Source organism: Streptomyces longhuiensis (assembly GCF_020616555.1).
Taxonomy (GTDB): Bacteria; Actinomycetota; Actinomycetes; order Streptomycetales; family Streptomycetaceae; genus Streptomyces; species Streptomyces longhuiensis.
The window spans coordinates 8160695-8175529 of sequence record NZ_CP085173.1; the positions used below are offsets into that span (position 1 = coordinate 8160695).

The 14835-nt window shown below is 71.8% G+C and carries 12 protein-coding genes; 1 reads left to right on the forward strand and 11 read right to left on the reverse strand.

Going from position 1 to position 14835, the window contains the following annotated elements:
• Positions 1-24: 24 nt before the first annotated feature.
• Positions 25-453: a hypothetical protein gene (locus LGI35_RS37235; protein WP_227298706.1), complete on the forward strand. Its 429-nt coding sequence runs from the start codon at positions 25-27 to the stop codon at positions 451-453.
• Here LGI35_RS37235 and LGI35_RS37240 read toward each other — a convergent pair.
• The 11 genes from LGI35_RS37240 to LGI35_RS37290 form a co-directional block, all read right to left on the reverse strand.
• Positions 367-897: an HIT family protein gene (locus tag LGI35_RS37240; RefSeq protein WP_227298707.1), complete on the reverse strand. Its 531-nt coding sequence runs from the start codon at positions 895-897 to the stop codon at positions 367-369. The genes LGI35_RS37235 and LGI35_RS37240 overlap by 87 nt on opposite strands.
• The gene (locus LGI35_RS37245) at positions 879-3107 is read right to left on the reverse strand and encodes a toll/interleukin-1 receptor domain-containing protein (RefSeq protein WP_227298709.1); all 2229 of its coding nucleotides are present in this window, start codon (positions 3105-3107) and stop codon (positions 879-881) included. The genes LGI35_RS37240 and LGI35_RS37245 overlap by 19 nt, the downstream gene beginning before the upstream one ends.
• On the reverse strand, positions 3104-4189 hold the full coding sequence (locus tag LGI35_RS37250) for a toll/interleukin-1 receptor domain-containing protein (protein ID WP_227298710.1): 1086 nt from the start codon (positions 4187-4189) through the stop codon (positions 3104-3106). The genes LGI35_RS37245 and LGI35_RS37250 overlap by 4 nt, the downstream gene beginning before the upstream one ends.
• A gap of 86 nt (positions 4190-4275) precedes the next feature.
• Positions 4276-5775, reverse strand: a complete 1500-nt coding sequence (locus tag LGI35_RS37255) for a type 1 periplasmic-binding domain-containing protein (RefSeq protein ID WP_227298712.1) — start codon at positions 5773-5775, stop codon at positions 4276-4278.
• Positions 5772-7757 (reverse strand): hypothetical protein, encoded by a 1986-nt coding sequence (locus LGI35_RS37260; RefSeq protein WP_227298714.1) that lies wholly within the window; start codon positions 7755-7757, stop codon positions 5772-5774. The genes LGI35_RS37255 and LGI35_RS37260 overlap by 4 nt, the downstream gene beginning before the upstream one ends.
• Before the next feature lie 188 nt (positions 7758-7945).
• Positions 7946-8422 (reverse strand): thioesterase family protein, encoded by a 477-nt coding sequence (locus LGI35_RS37265; protein WP_227298715.1) that lies wholly within the window; start codon positions 8420-8422, stop codon positions 7946-7948.
• Positions 8419-9387: a 3-hydroxyacyl-CoA dehydrogenase NAD-binding domain-containing protein gene (locus LGI35_RS37270; RefSeq protein ID WP_227298717.1), complete on the reverse strand. Its 969-nt coding sequence runs from the start codon at positions 9385-9387 to the stop codon at positions 8419-8421. Before LGI35_RS37270 ends, LGI35_RS37265 begins: the two co-directional genes overlap by 4 nt.
• Before the next feature lie 2 nt (positions 9388-9389).
• Complete coding sequence (locus LGI35_RS37275; protein ID WP_227298719.1) at positions 9390-10310, reverse strand: beta-keto acid cleavage family enzyme; 921 nt, start codon at positions 10308-10310, stop codon at positions 9390-9392.
• Positions 10311-10372: 62 nt separating this feature from the next.
• Positions 10373-11230 carry a TetR/AcrR family transcriptional regulator gene (locus LGI35_RS37280; protein WP_227298721.1) on the reverse strand — a complete coding sequence of 286 codons (858 nt, stop codon included), beginning with the start codon at positions 11228-11230 and terminating at the stop codon, positions 10373-10375.
• Positions 11231-11346: 116 nt separating this feature from the next.
• Positions 11347-13380: an endo-beta-N-acetylglucosaminidase gene (locus LGI35_RS37285; protein WP_227298722.1), complete on the reverse strand. Its 2034-nt coding sequence runs from the start codon at positions 13378-13380 to the stop codon at positions 11347-11349.
• 48 nt (positions 13381-13428) lie between these two features.
• On the reverse strand, positions 13429-14670 hold the full coding sequence (locus LGI35_RS37290; protein ID WP_227298724.1) for a glycoside hydrolase 5 family protein: 1242 nt from the start codon (positions 14668-14670) through the stop codon (positions 13429-13431).
• Positions 14671-14835 lie beyond the last annotated feature (165 nt).

The following is a 14835-nucleotide window of genomic DNA, read 5'->3' on the forward strand; positions in this document are numbered from 1 at the left end:
GGTTCCGCCCGAAGGGGGAATGCCGTGACAGCGGAACCTGCGAGCCGGACAGTTCTGGACGACGGGCAGATCAGGCACCTCGAACTGATCCAGGCCGTCGTCGCGCGGATGGGCAACAACTCGTTCCTGATCAAGGGCTGGGCGCTGACCCTGATGGGTGCGCTGCTCGCCTTCGCCGCCGGGAACGAGAGCCGGACGGTGGCGGCCACCGGCTTCGTCCCCATCGTGGCCTTCTGGCTGCTCGACGGGTACTTCCTGTACAAGGAGCGACTGTTCAGACGGCTCTACGACAAGGTGCGGCGGCCGGGCAGCGGCATAGAGCCGTTCAGCCTCGACGCGAGCGCCGGCGCGGAGCGGGCCGGCGCGCTACGGGCCGCGGGTTCCCTGACGGTCGCGCTCTTCTACGGCGGCCTCGCCCTGGCCCAGCTCATCGCCCTGGTCGTCCTGTTCTAGGGCCTTGGACAGCCGGCTCGCCGCGTCGTCCAGGGCGACGGGCGACCCGTCGGCGGGGGCGGGCCAGATGGCGCCCATCCGGTCGTCCGTGAACCGCGGGACGACATGGACGTGGAGGTGCGGCACCGTCTGGGTCGCGGCGGCACCCGAGGACTGGATGACGTTGAGCCCGTCGGGCCGGAACACGGTACGCACGGCGTGCGCGACCCGAAGTACCGTACGGGTCACGGCCGTTGCCGTCTCCTCGTCCAGCTCCCAGATGTCCTCCAGGTGGCGCCGCGGCACGACGAGGACGTGGCCGGGATGGACCGGGCGCAGCGGCAGGAAGGCGATGACGTCCGGTCCGGCTGCGACCAGGCGGGCCGGTCCGGTACCCGCGGCGATCCGGCAGAACGGGCAGTCGCGCGCCGGTCTTCGGTTCGGTGTCACGTGTGATGCGGCCATGCCGCGACGATACGGTCCACCAGTTTCTGGACGGCGGTCACGGTCTCGTCGGGAGCGGTGGCGCCGCCGGGGTCGACCAGCGTGAGCGCCCGGGCCATGGCGCGGAACAGGTCGGGGGTGCTCTGGTCGTAGGCGAAGTTCACGAGCAGGTGCACCCGTCTTCTGAGCGGGTCGACGAACTGCGTGACCGCGGGACGGTGCGCCTGGTCGACGTCCCGGAGTACGGCCTCGACCCAGGGCGTGTACCGCGTGGGCTCGCGCAGCGGGCCGGTCGTCAGGGCCTCGATCAGCCGGGTCTTGTCGGAGGCCGCCGGGGGAGTGGGGGAGGCCGCGAGCGGGGGTTCGGTGGTTCGTACCGGATCCTCGGGCCGGTCGGGAGAGACGCGAGGATCCGGCACGGGGGAGACCGCCGGGGTGCGCTCGGCCTGCTCGGGGGGTGCCGGATCCGGTTCGGAGGCGAGCGTCGGCCGCGGCTCGGGATCGGGGTGCGGCTGGGCATCGCCCCCGTCAGGGCCGGAGCCCGTTCGGGAGCCCGGCAGCGACGTGTCCCCCGTGTCCCACTCGCCGAACGCGAGCGGAAGGTCCCGTACGGCGTCCGCGTCGAGCGCCGGGAGATCACGGTCCGCCGCGTCGATCATGGTGTCGGCGAGCCTGCGGATGAAGGCCGCGGCCTTCTTCTTGTCCTCGCGCAGCAGGTCGATCAGGTTGTCCGGGGCCTTGCTCCCGCCGAACAGCGCGGGAGAGCTGTACTGGATGGCGGCCAGATCCTTGGGAAGCGGGCCGCGGGGCTTGACCCAGAACAGCGGCAGGATGGCGACCGGCTCGTCCCCCGGCGAACGCCCGGCCCGGCGGGCGCGCTCCGTCATCACGGCCCACTCCCGCCGGCACCACTCGCTCTCGAAGTAGTCCGCGGTGATCAGGGCGACCAGCAGCCGCGTCGAGCGGATCGCCTCGACCATCGGTTCCCGCCAGGTGAGGCCGAGTTGGAGACTGCGGCGGTCCAGGAAGCCCGTACTCGTCACATTCCGGCCGCGCTTGATGCGCAGCTCCTGTTCGAGCTGCTCGTGGAACTCGGCGACATGGTCCTGGTCGTCCTCCCGGTTCGCGTAGCTGGTGAAGAAGAACGGGGCATCGGCGGGGCGTGGGGGCAGCACGGCGCGTATCGGCTCCTTGTTCTCGTTCCAGTTGGCCGCCGCCGGGCCGATCAGCGCCCGGACGAGCTGCGCCTCGTGCCGGCCGGCCCTGTCCTCGAAGGCTTGGGCGAGGGCCAGCAGGACATCGGGGGCGTCCCGGCTCAGGGCGATGGACACCAGGCCGACGACGCGCGTGCGGATGGTCTCCGTCTCCGACGGCAGGCCGGACGACACCGCCGCCCGCCGGTCGATGGCCTCGATCCACGCACGGTAGCTGGGCAGGTCCCGGCAGACCGGCGAGGACAGCAGGGTGTCGATGAGCGTCTCCCGGTCCTGGGCGCTCATCCGCACATGGCCCGACGGCTGCGGCGGCGCGGGCCGCGCGGGCGCCGGCGCGAGCCGTACGGCGTCGGCGAGGGTGACGCACGCGGCGGGCGGGGTGCCGCGGCGGATCTGCTCGGCCACCGCGATGATCTGCTGCGGATGTCCCGCGAACGTACGGGCGAGATCCTCGGCCACGGGTTGCCGGATCTCGGCCAACTGACGGAAGAGGCTGGCCACTTCGGACGGGTCGAGGTCGCCGACGGGCAGCCGGGCGGCCCCGTCCCAGGTCGCGCCCGGCGGGCGGGAGGTGACCAGGATCCGGGCGTCGCCGGCCGGGAAGAGGTCCTGGATGCGGTCCGGATCGGCCACGTTGTCGTACAGGAGCAGCCACTTGTCGTCGGGTCGTGCGGGGATCTCCGAGACGCGCAGGACCTCGCGGTACCGGGTGTGCAGCTCGTCCGTCCCCCGCTCGATCAGCTGCCGCAGCCGGTGGGGATCGCTCTCGTGCGAGCAGTTGAACCACCAGGCCACGCGGTAGCGCATGCGGTAGCGGTGGCAGTAGGTGATCGCCGCCTCCGACTTGCCGTACCCGTGCTGCCGGTCGGCCGGATCGTGGAGGAGGACCGCGCGGTGGTCCTCGAACAGGTCCTGGATGGCGGCGATCTCTTCGTCGCGGCCGACGAACGGCGTCGCCTGGACCGGCAGGTTCGAGATCGGAGGCGGATCGGTGGCGGAGCGTCTCGACCCGGTCAACGCGCTTCCCCCGCCGGATCGCGGGGCGCCGTACGCGCCGGGTCCATGACTCCTTCGCGGAGCCGTTCGGCCTGGTCGGGGCCGGATCCCTCCAGCGTCAGGACCTTGACACCACGTACGAGAACGGGCCGGGGCGCCGCGTCGATCTGAACGGCGACGAGCCAGGACGGGTCGGAGGCGGGCGGGTTGAAGGCGGCCTCCCAGTCGGTGGGGGCGGTGTTCCCCGCGTCGAAGTAACTGCGGGAGAAGACGACCACGACCCGGTCGGCGCCGTCCCGTGCGCGCTCCACGGCCTGCGAGAGGGTCTCGCGCCCGACCCGACGGCGCCGCTGCCGCACGGTGTGGCCCTCCTCGCGGAGCACCCCGTCCATCCAGTCGGCCCACGCCTGGTCGGCGCCGACGTAGCTGATGGCGACCGAGCGTGGCTCACCGGCCGCGCTCTCGTGGCGGGCGTCGGGCTGCTCGGGCACCCTGAGATGGGGGCCGCTAGGGCTGGTCGCGCCCTGCGCGGAGCCGAACGCGGGGAGCGTGTCGCGTGCTTCGTCGGCCCCGAGCGGTGCCAGCCCGGCGCGTCCGGCCTCCAGGATGCTCTTCGTCAGCTGCTCGACGAACACGTAGTACCGCTCGTCCGCACCCGGGTCCGACGACGACACCAAGGATTCCAGGCCCTGCTCCCTGAGCCAGTCGAAGGCGCCGGGCCCGGGGAACGACTCGGAGCGGCGCACCTCCTGCGGGATCAGACGCTCGGCCACGGGTTTCCAGCAGACCGGAATGAGACAGCCGGGGGCCTGGACGCCCTCGGTGTTCGCGCGGCGGCGCATCCGGGACTGGATGACGGCCCACTCCAGGCCGCAGCCGCGGTCCAGGAAATACCTGGGGGAATAGAGCGCGATCATCACGCCGGCCTTGGTGATGGCGCTGCTCGGCACCGTGTCGGGGTTCATCGCCGCGCCGAGCGCGCCGCTGATGCCGTAACCCTCCTGCGCCCGCAGCCGGTACTCCAGATCGGCGTGGAAGCGGGTGAGCGCGGGCCAGCCGTCGCCGCGGGTGCAGCTCGTGTAGAAGAAAGCGGATGGATCCACGCGCCCTCACAAACTGCCGCCGGGGTCGGCCGGGTCAACACCCTTGAGAATAAGCCGGGTTGACTGCCGGTGGGTAGCGGGACGCATTACCCGCGCGTGGCCGGTTCGCCCCTCGGCGCCGACACGTCCACCAGCTCCGACTCGCCCTTCGGCGTGAGCCGCAGGATCGGGACCGCCTTGTCGCGCGGGTCCCCGTTGTCCTTGAACGACAGGAAGCCGCTCGCGCCGGGCACCTTGCGGTCCCCGTCGAGCTGGAGGAACATCCGGCCGACCGAGCGTCCCGTCACCTCGCCCTGCCAGTTGGACGCCATCCGGATCGCCTGCGCCGCCGTGAGCACCGCGTCGTGCCCCATGATGTCCTGGCCGTCGTAACGGGCGTCGTCGGGGAACCACTTGTCGAGAGTGCCGCCCGGCTGGAAGCTCCCGGCCGACGGTCCCGAGACCGCCCCCGGGTCGTTGCGCCACATGTCCGCGTGGGCGAGGCCCGTGTAGAGCATGGTCACGCCGGTGCGCGCGGCGGCCGCGAGTTCCTTGGGTGTCAGGTTCGTCGTGTCGTCGCCGGTGAGCACGGTGAAGTTCCGCGACTGGCAGGTGCGGTTGGCGAGCGCGTTCAGGAAGTGCGACAGATGGCGTCCGCGCCCCGCGAAATAGACCACTTCGGGCCGCTCGCCGCACAACTGCTCGGCGGTGTAATGGAGTTCGTTGGGCCAGGCCGAGGGCACCGAGGAGTCGTACGTGATCCGGTCCGCGACGAGGCGGTGCTTCTTGTCCGGGTACTCCGCGCTGAACGCGTCACCGAGGGTGGACGCGTAGAGGTCGTCCTTGTCGGCGTCCTGGATGACGACGGCGGTGCGGTACTTGTCCTTCTGCCGCTTGAGGTATGCCGCGCCCGCCCGCGCCTCGTCCGCGTTGGTCGGCGCGACCCGCACGAAACCCTGTATGCCCTTGATGTCCGTGGCCGTCATGATGCTGGAGACCGTGGCGATGCCGCTCCGCGACAGCTTGCGCAGCGCCGCCACGTCCGGGCCGGTGCTGGGGCCGAGGCCCGCCACCGCGACGAGCCGGTCGGGAGCGCCCTTGCGGGCGATCAGCTCGTCCACGGTGTGCTCCCAATGGCGCGCTCCGCTCCCGGTGTTGGCGACGAGCAGCCGGATCTTCGGGGAGGCGGCGAGGTCACCCGTGTTGTGCCGGACCTGCGCCAGATAGGCGCCTTCGAGCTCGTGCCGGACGGAGTCCTCGGAATTGCTGTCGTCGTCGGTGACGGTGAACGAGGTGAGGTAGGCGACAGTGACGTACGGGTCCGTGCCGCGGTGGTCGTAGACCCGCTTGTTCTCCTCCTCGATCTTCTTCTCGACCCGCTTGAGATGTCCGGCGAACGTGTACGAGCCGTCGGTGACGCCGACGCACTCCCGGTCCGGGTCCAGATGCGTCACGCCGTCGGCGCAGCGGGCGCGGGCGTCCGAGACCTTGTCGACGATCACGAATCCGGCGACCGACAGCACCACCGCGAACGCCACACCGGCCGCGACCAGCTTCACCGTCCGCCAGGACCACTCGCGCCACCGGGGCCAGGCCAGAGGGCTCATGTCCCGCTCCCGAGTATCGGCGACGTACGGGTGGGTGTCGTGAGCCGGTAGCGCTCCGCCTCGTTGACCAGAGCCACGTTGTAGTTCCTCCACAGTCGGGACAGGTGCACGAAGCCGTCGGCGAGGACCGGGCTGAGCTGCCTGCCGGGATCCGTGAGCGGGTCGCTCCACAGCCAGCGCGCCACCACCAGGTCGCGGATCACGGCAGGGACGGTGACCTGGTCGCCGGGGTCGGACGGCGCGAGCCGCGCCCGCAGCTCCAGCGGGCCGCCGGGGTGGGCGAGCCGGTTGGGGGCCGAGGTGATGGCGTGGAAGGCGCTGAGCCACTCCTCCGTCCGCGCCGTGTTGCGCAGAGTCACGAGGTACTCGGCGACCTCGTCGACTCTTTCCAGGGCGAGAAGGTGATAGAGCTCCTGAACGCGCTGCTCCCCGTTCGCGTAATGCTCTGCGAGGACCTCGTGCGCGGTGTCCCAGGCGCCGGCCCTCCCGGCCAGGTGCCACAGCAGCATCCGCCGGAGCCAGGGATGGAGGGACAGGGTGCCGGGAGCGCTCAGCAGCCAGCGGCTGCGGATGTCGGTGAACAGCTCCGCGCCGCGGCCGAGCAGCTGCGCGCCGACGAACAGGTCGTCGGCGGCGGCACATTGGGCGAGGCGGTCGCGGTCCGCGGCGTCGAAGTCGGCGAGCAGGTCGTCGAGCGCGGCGTCCACGAGCAACGGTTTGCGTCCCCCGGCCGACACGGTGCGGTGCGGCAGGTCGCGCAGCCAGAGGTTCTGCCGCGGGCCGGGCACCTGCGGCACGTTCGGCCCGCCGAGCACTTCGAAGACCTGCTGGACCGCCTTGGGCAGACCGCCGGTGAGCCGGTGGACGAACGGCGCGAGCGTGGTGAACGGCGTGAGTTCGGGGTGGGTGTTGAGCTGCTGCTCGACATGGATGCGCACCTCGTCGCGGTCGAGGTCGCGCATGCGCAGCGGATACCACCACGTGTCCTGGCCGTCCCCGGAAGGGCGGTGCTCGTGCCAGTCGGCGAGTGAGGCCCGGTCGGGCTCGCGCGGCTGCCAGGGCCACTCCTCGCCGGTCGCGGGGCCCCAGCGGGGCAGCCACCGGTTGCAGCCCGCGACGACGGACAGCGGATCGCACGGGCGGCGCCCGAGCACGGTGTCGTCGTGCCGCGCCTGGAGCAGCAGATCGAGGAACTCGCGTCCGTGGTCGGTGTGCGTCTCGTCGAGCAGCAGCAGGTACGAGCGCGGCCGGAACAGCCCCTTGACGCTGGTGCGCAGGTCCTCCAGGAAGGCGGAGCACAGGAGTTGGTCGAGCCGGAGCTTGTCGCGCTCGTCGCCCTGGTGGCGCCAGCGGTTGAGTTCGAGCAGGGACTCCCACGGGTCGGAACTGTGGGTGAGGCGGTGCTGCCCGAACCAGGCCGCGGCCGAGTGGTCCCAGCGCCCGGCCCAGGACCGCGCGGACGTGTCGGTCGCCGCGGAGAGCAGCGTACGCGCGCTCCGGCTCGCCCCTTCGGGCGCGTCGATCGAGGCCTGGGCGACCGTCAGATAGGCGGCCAGATAGTCGCCGTGCCGATGCTTGGCCCTCTTCTCGAGTTCGGCGAGGGCGCCCCTGATGCCACGCTGCCCGCCGGTGAGGGCCTGGTGCGGAAGGTCCTGGTCGGAGGCGAGGAGCCCGAGGGCGAGGCGCGGGAACGCCGTGTGCCGGTAGCTCGGCAGATCCCGGGCCAGCTGCCGGGCCAGCAGGCCGAGTGCGTAGCGCGGCAGCAGCTCCTGGCCCGAGGTGAACTTGACGTATCCGAAGGGGTATTGGCTCCCGAACTGCTCCATCAGGACGCACAGCAGCTCGCTGGTTCCGCTGCCGCGCGGCCCGAGCAGCATGGTCAGCGGACGCTCCGCGGCGCGGTCGAGCGCGAGCGTCGACTCCACGAGCGAGACGATGCCTCCGCGCCCTCGCACGCCGGTGACTGCCGAGTGCTCCGTCACGGCCCCTGCTCCCTCGTATCTCGGTGATCTGCAGGGCATCAGTGCAGCGAGAATGCCACAGGAGGCACTCCGTGACGTCAAGTATTCAGGTTTCGCGCGCAGTTGGCTGATCTTTACACGTAACAGGCGGCCGCCGGTGCCCCGATGCCCCGCGCCCTGGGTCGGGCGCGGGGCACCTCACCGCGTGTCTACACCTCCGCGACGGACCGTCCCGCCCAGTCCGGAGCGGGTTCGGTCAGCTCGGTGAAGCGCTCGCGGACCTCGTCGGGGAACGGCGCCGCGCGCCCCGCCTTCTGGTCGACATGCACCGCGAGCAGCTCCGTCGTGGCGACCGGCTGCGCGTCCTCGGCGGGTTCCGCGCCCGGGGCCGCGACGACGTACATCTCGTGGGTGAAGCGGGCCTTCTTGGCAGCGGCGCCCAGGACCCGGCTGCGGACGGCGAGCGCCGACCCCTCCGGGACGTCACGCAGATAGCGCAGGTGCGACTCGACCGTGTACAGGGAGCAGCCGGTGGACTCGCGGTACCCGGAGTGCAGGCCCGTCTCGATCATCAGCGCGTCGGTGGCGTGCCCGAAGACGAGGACGTAGAACGCCTCGCTCATATGACCGTTGTAGTCGATCCACTCGGCACGGACGGTGCGGTGCAGCAGGGGCAGCGGCGTCACTTGCCGGCCTCCTTCCGGGCACCCGGCAGGCGGCCCGTCGCGCGCAGTACGTCGATGACGCCCTGGTCGCGCTCGGCCACCAGGTCGGCGATGGTCCGTCCGGCCGCCGCGTCGTCGCAGCCGGCGACCACGGAGTCGTACAGCGCCTTGTCGAGCTCCGGAGCTTCCAGGCGGGTCCACGGCGACTTCAGGGAGGGGCCGAAGTGGTCCAGCATGTGTGCCATGCCGCCCTCGCCGCCCGCGAGCGCGAACGTCAGCATCGGCCCCATGAAGGCCCACCGCAGGCCGGGACCCTCGGTGATGGAGTCGTCGATCTCCTTCACCGTGGCCTCGCCGTTGGCGACCATGTGCAGGGCCTCGCGCCACAGGGCCTCCTGGAGGCGATTGGCGATGAAGCCGGGCACCTCGCGGTCCATCGTGATGACGGACTTGCCCGCCACCTCGTAGAAGCGGGAGGCCCACGCCACCGCCTCCGCCGAGGTCCGCTCGCCGCCGACCACCTCGACCAGCGGGATGAGGTACGGCGGGTTGAACGGGTGCCCCACGACGAGGCGGCCCGCACCCTCCGCGTCCGTCTGCATGTCCGTCATCGGATAGCCCGACGTGGACGAGGCGATGACGACCCCGGGCGGCGTCGCCGCGTCCAGGCGGGCCAGCAGATCGCGCTTGAGGTCCAGCTTCTCCGGGGCGCTCTCCTGCACGAACTGGGCGTCCGCCACGGCCTCTTCGAGGGTGGCGGTCACCGTGAGGCGATTCGTGGACGCCCCGTCGGCGAGGCCGAGCTGCGTGAGCGCGGGCCACGCGGCGTCGACGAGACGGCGCAGCCGCAGCTCCGCGTCGGGCGCCGGGTCCCAGGCCGTGACGTCGTAGCCGCGGGCCAGGAAGTGGGCGACCCAGCCGCCGCCGATCACTCCGGCGCCCACACAGGCGACGCGGCGTACGTTCTCGGGTTCGGTCGACGTCATGATCAGGCGGTTCCTTCCTGGGCGACGGAGTGGCCGCGGGGCTTGAGGCCTAGCTTCTGGCGGGCCTCGTCCGGGGTGGCGACGCGCGCGCCCATCGCCTCGACGATCGTCACGGCGCGCTCGACGAGCTGCGCGTTGGTGGCCTTGACGCCCTTGCCGAGATAGAGGTTGTCCTCCAGGCCGACGCGGACGTGCCCGCCGAGCACGACGGACTGCGCGACCCACGGCATCTGCATCCGGCCCAGCGCGAAGCTCGCCCACTGCGCGCCCTCAGGCAGCATGTTGACCATCGACTGGAGGACGCCCGGGTCGGCGGGCGCGCCCCACGGGATGCCCATGCAGAGCTGGAACACGGTCGGATCGTCGAGCAGGCCCTCGGCGAGCAGCTGCTTGGCGAACCAGAGGTGACCCGTGTCGAAGATCTCCAACTCGGGCCGCACGCCCAGCTCCTGGATGCGCCGGGCGCCCGCGCGGAGCATGTCCGGGGTGGAGACGTAGAGGTTGCTGCCGTCGCCGAAGTTGAGGGAGCCGCAGTCCAGGGTGCAGATGTCGGGGAGCAGGTCCTCGACGTGCGGCAGCCGTTCGAGGCCGCCGACGAGGTCGGTGCCCGGCAGCTGCTTCAGCGGCTCGTCCGGGTCGACGACCAGGTCACCGCCCATTCCGGCGGTGAGGTTGATGACGACGTCGGTACCGGTCTCCTTGATCCGCTCGACGACCTCGCGGTACAGCCGCGGGTCGCGCGAGGGCGCTCCGGTCTCGGGGTCGCGTACGTGGATGTGGACCTCGGCGGCGCCCGCGTCCGCCGCCTCCACCGCGGAGCGGGCTATCTGCTCGGGGGTGACCGGTACGTGAGGGCTCTTGCGGACGGTGTCGCCGGCGCCGGTGAGGGCGCAGGTGATGATGACGTCCTGGTTCATGGGCATGCGGACATCGCTCCTTGGGCCCGAAGGCCGTTGGGGGCAGGGGGATGTGAGGGACAGTCAGTTCAGCGGGGGGCGGGCGCGGTCAGGGTGTCGTCGACGTACGCGAGCAGAGCCGTGTGCATCGCCTCGGCGTCGGTGCCGGGGGCGCCGGGAGTCGAGGCGAGCACCTGGGTGGCCAGTCCGTCGATCAGGGCGGTGAGCGCGAGCGCTGCCGCCTCCGGGTCGACGGGTCTGAACGAACCCCGCGCGACGCCGCGCCGGACCACGTCGGCGACGGTCTCGCGCCACTGCCGGTAGTACTCGGCGTGCAGCCCGCCGACCGCCGTGGAGCGGGCCGCCTCGGCCCAGAGGTCCAGCCAGACCGCCCACTGTCTGCGCTGCTGCGCGGTGCGCGGCGTCTGGAGCGCGATGAGCTGGCGCAGCTCGTCGGCCGGATCCGCCGCGTCGGCGGTGCGCGCCGCCCGGTGGGCGGTGTCCTCGTCCATGCACCACCGCACGGCCGCCTCCAGGAGTTCCGCGCGGCCGGGGAAGTGGTAGTGGATGGCGGCCGTGCTGGTCGCGCAGGCCTCGGCGATGTCGGAGACCCGTACGGCGTGGAAGCCGCGCTCGGCGATCAGGCGGACCGTCTCGCGCACGATCTGCGAGGGGCGGCCGCCCTCGACCGGGACGGCGGTGCCCGCCGGGCGGGCCGGGGGCCGGTGCCGCGCGCCGAGCAGCCGGCCCGCGTCCACCTGCCCCTCGTCGGCGATCCGGGCCAGCTCGGCCGCCGTGAAGCGGCGCGTGCCGCTCAGGGACCGGGACAGCTTGGAGGGGTCCATGACGATCCGCCGGGCGAACTCGCGCTGGCTCACCCCGGCGGCGGTGATCACCTCCCGCACCCGGGCGGCGACCTCGTCTCGGTTCTCGTCTCCGTGCTCCACGGTCGACGACCCTAGCCGCGTGATGAGCAGATCTCAACACGCGGCCACACATCCATACAGATCAGTCGGTGTATTGAGCCACTGACTGGCGCATCAGTCAGGAGCTCAACGCGCGCTCAACGGGACCAGTGGACCTCCGCCGTCGCGGACGCGCTCCGGGACCCGTCCGGCGCGACCGCCACGAGCCGCAGCCGCGTGACGGTCTCCGACGCGGCGGGCGCGGGAAGGCTCAGGCAGTACACGTCGTCGTAGATGCGGCCGAGCCAGCTCCCGTCGTCGTCGCGCAGCAGGTCGTAGTGGTGGACCCCGTGCCCGGCGAGGCGCCAGGACAGGAGGACGTGGGCCGTCCCTCCGTCCGTGAGCACCTCGTCGACCCTGAAGTCCTCGGGCTGGGCGGGTGCTGCGAACTCAGGTCCCAGCAGGGCGAGTTCACCGATCCGAATGGCGCACCGGGTCGGCCGGCGGGACGACACGCGCAGGCCGACGGCCGCGATCGTCCGTCCACGGAAGGGGGCGAGGCCGTGCGTCGTCGTGTGCCAGTCGGCCGCCGACCCGGCCGCGAGCCAGGTGAAGGTGTCGGGCGCGTCCTGGAACAGCAGCCCCACCTCCAGATCTGCGCCGTCCGTGCCGTGGGTGGTCACGGCGAGGCGCTCGGGCCCGGTGACGGCCAGCGCCGTCTTGTAGAGGCGCACCGTCGTAGCGCAGTCCGGCCCGAGCGGACCGGAGATGAGCAGCGAGGAACCGCCGTCGTACGCGAGCTCGTGGTCGAAGTCGACCGGCAGGGGAGCGCCCGCACCCGCAGCGCCCGCACCCTCAGCGCCCGTGCCTTCTGCGCCTGTCCCCTCCGTACCGGTACCCGCTGCGCCCGTACCCTCCGCGCGCGTCCAGAACTGCCAGGTCGGCAGCACGTCCTGGACGGAGGCGTTGTGCCAGTCGCCGTCCGAGGCCCGCCGTCCGTCGAGGAAGAAGGCGCGTCCGTGACCGGTGTTGAAGCGGGTGACGAACGGGAACGAGCCGATGACCGACCGCTCGGTGATGTGGTGCGCCACGCCGTCCCACGCCCGGTGGTCGTCCCGGTCGCGCGGCGTCCGCCGGTCGTGGGGGAGGAGGCGGCCGCTGCGGGTGGGGTCCTCGTGCGGCCCCGACCAGTAGCGGCGCTCGCGCCGGAACACCTCGTCCTGGGCGTCCGGGTCGTCGTGGCGAGGGGCCAGCTCCTTCACGAAGTGCGAGCCGAACAGCGCCCAGCTCGTGCGCGCCGCTTTCCCTGGCGGGAACAGCAGCCGCGGGTCGTACTCGGGGTCGAAGCCGAACTGCTCGTTCTCCGTGCCGTGGAAGACCGTCGCATAGGGGTCGCGGCCCAGCTTCAGGGCCGTCGCACGTGACGTCTCGACGCCCTCGGGTGTCATCCAGTAGTTCGCGAAGAAGCTGTCGGACACGTCGAGCCAGGGGGCGTTGTCCGCGCTGAGGTGGTTGAGGTAGTCGAGGTGCCCGTCCGGCGTGATCGTGTCGTACCACTGGAGGTGGAACCCCTCCGGGGCGCGCTCCCGCAGTGAGCGCAGCAGGTCGTGGAGCCGCGCCGCGTGGCCGGGCGGCGTCTCGGCCTCGTGATTGATGAAGTAGCCGTCGAAGCCGAAGTACGCGGCCATCTCGATCAGCTTGTCCGCCACGGGGAACGAGCCGTCGGCGCGCTGCTCCAGATACTCCTCGAAGTCGCCGGAGCGCGGCCAGAACCAGCAGCCCAGACTGCGCACGCCGTTGCGGTGGGCCGCGTCCGTGTAGGCGGGGTTGGGCAGGTTGACCAGGCCGTGCGCGGGGTCGTCCGCGGGCGAGCCGTCGACGGGCAGCCCGTGCCAGGAGCCGTAGAAGTCGGAGTACTGCCAAAAGCGCAGGAGACGGCGCGCGAACGCGTCGCCGTACTTGCGGGCCGTGAAGAAGGCGTCGTCGTAGTCGTAGGTCAGGTTCATGAGCCGCGGGCCCGTCGCCAGGTCCGGGTGCGCCTGCGTGGCGGGGAACGGGGCGATGCGCGGCGCGAGCGGGACGCGCGAGCGGAAGTGGCGCGCCCAGCGGTCGGTCCCGGGGCTCCAGCTCTTGAGCGCGGCGGCGTCGTAGCCGTGCATGTACGGGCGCACGGGGGAGCGGTCGTCATCCATGAGTCAACTCCGGTGGGGCGAGGGCGAGTTCAGGGACAGGTGCGGGGATCAGGCAACGTTGTCAACCGTCACGACCTCGGTGATCCCGCGCGCCGCGAGATGCCCCGCGTCGTCCGCGAGGCCCGCCAGGACCGTCGTCGGACGCGCCCCGTCCGCCGTCAGACGCGTGAACGCCTCGAAGACGGGACCGCCCGGCGCGCACACCGAGCGGTGCGGGGCCCGGTCCTCGTCGCCGGCGTCCACGACCAGGGCCGTCGTGCGTGGAGCCGGCGCGTGCTCGCGCCCCCGCCACTGGGCGGCGAACGCGGCCACGGACCTGCCGACCGGTTTCACCTCGCTGTCGTTCGTCAACAGGCCCAGGGAGTACTCGAGTTCGGGGAAATCGGCGAGGTCTCGGCTGACGTCGTGCGAGCACCACCACGTGACGCCCCACAGATCCGGGCAGTCCAGGGCGGCCTCGACCGTGGCCTCCGTGAACTCGGCCGCGTGCTCGGCCGGGATCAGCGGCTGCGGCGCGCCCACCTCCTGGAGCCACACCGGCCGCCGCGGGTCCAGCGCCCACGCCTTCGACAGCTCGACCAGATACGCGGCATGCCCGGAGGTCGCCGGGCCGCTGCGGCCGTGGCGCTGCGCCGTGCCGTTGAACACCCAGGAGTGCACCGCCGTCATCGCGCCGAGCCGCGCCGCGTGCGCCGGGGTGAACGGCTGGTCGTCCTGGTACCAGGAGGCGTCGTACTCGGCGTGCAGATGCGGCAGCCCCGGCGCGCCCTCCTCGCATGCGGCGAGCACCCGCTCCAGCCAACTCCCTGCCTGCTCGGGGGTGATGCGGTCCGGATCCGGATGCGGAGGGCCCGCCGCGAACTGGGCGATCTCGTTGCCGATCGTCATTCCCAGGAAGTTCGGACGGTCGGCGAGCGCGGAGGCGAGCGTCCGGAGATAGTCCTCCTGGGCCGAGACGACGTCCGAATCGGTGAAGATATTGCGGCGGTGCCAGGTCTGCGTCCAGGCGGGCAGGAAGTCGAAACTCGACAGGTGCCCCTGGAGCCCGTCCACGTTGACGTCGAGGCCGCGCTCGCCGGCCGCGTCCGCGAGCGCCACCAGCTGCTCGACCGCCCGCGGTCTGATCAGGGAGCGATTGGGCTGGAAGACGGGCCACAGCGGGAACACGCGCACATGGTCGAGGCCCAGAGCGGCGATCGCGTCCAGGTCCGCGCGCACGGCGTCGAGGTCGAAGTCGAGCCAGTGGTGGAACCACCCCTGGCTGGGCGTGTAGTTGGCGCCGAAACGCATCGCGGACTCCCGGCTATCGGAATCGAATCCCGGGCAGTCTGCCCTCAACTCCTTGCTCGCATCCACCCTTTGCGCAGTTCCAGGAGATTTTTACGAGCCCTCTTGCCGATGCGGCTTTAGCGCTTTAGTCTCCACCGAACTCAAGCGCTTTAGCCAGCCGTGCGA

Bases quoted from the DNA above. Each gene is read 5' to 3' on its own strand.
- LGI35_RS37240 (WP_227298707.1), bottom strand. From the start codon at position 897: ATGGCCGCATCACACGTGACACCGAACCGAAGACCGGCGCGCGACTGC.
- LGI35_RS37255 (WP_227298712.1), bottom strand. From the start codon at position 5,775: ATGAGCCCTCTGGCCTGGCCCCGGTGGCGCGAGTGGTCCTGGCGGACG.
- LGI35_RS37270 (WP_227298717.1), bottom strand. From the start codon at position 9,387: ATGACGTCGACCGAACCCGAGAACGTACGCCGCGTCGCCTGTGTGGGC.
- LGI35_RS37275 (WP_227298719.1), bottom strand. From the start codon at position 10,310: ATGCCCATGAACCAGGACGTCATCATCACCTGCGCCCTCACCGGCGCC.
- LGI35_RS37285 (WP_227298722.1), bottom strand. From the start codon at position 13,380: ATGGATGACGACCGCTCCCCCGTGCGCCCGTACATGCACGGCTACGAC.
- LGI35_RS37290 (WP_227298724.1), bottom strand. From the start codon at position 14,670: ATGCGTTTCGGCGCCAACTACACGCCCAGCCAGGGGTGGTTCCACCAC.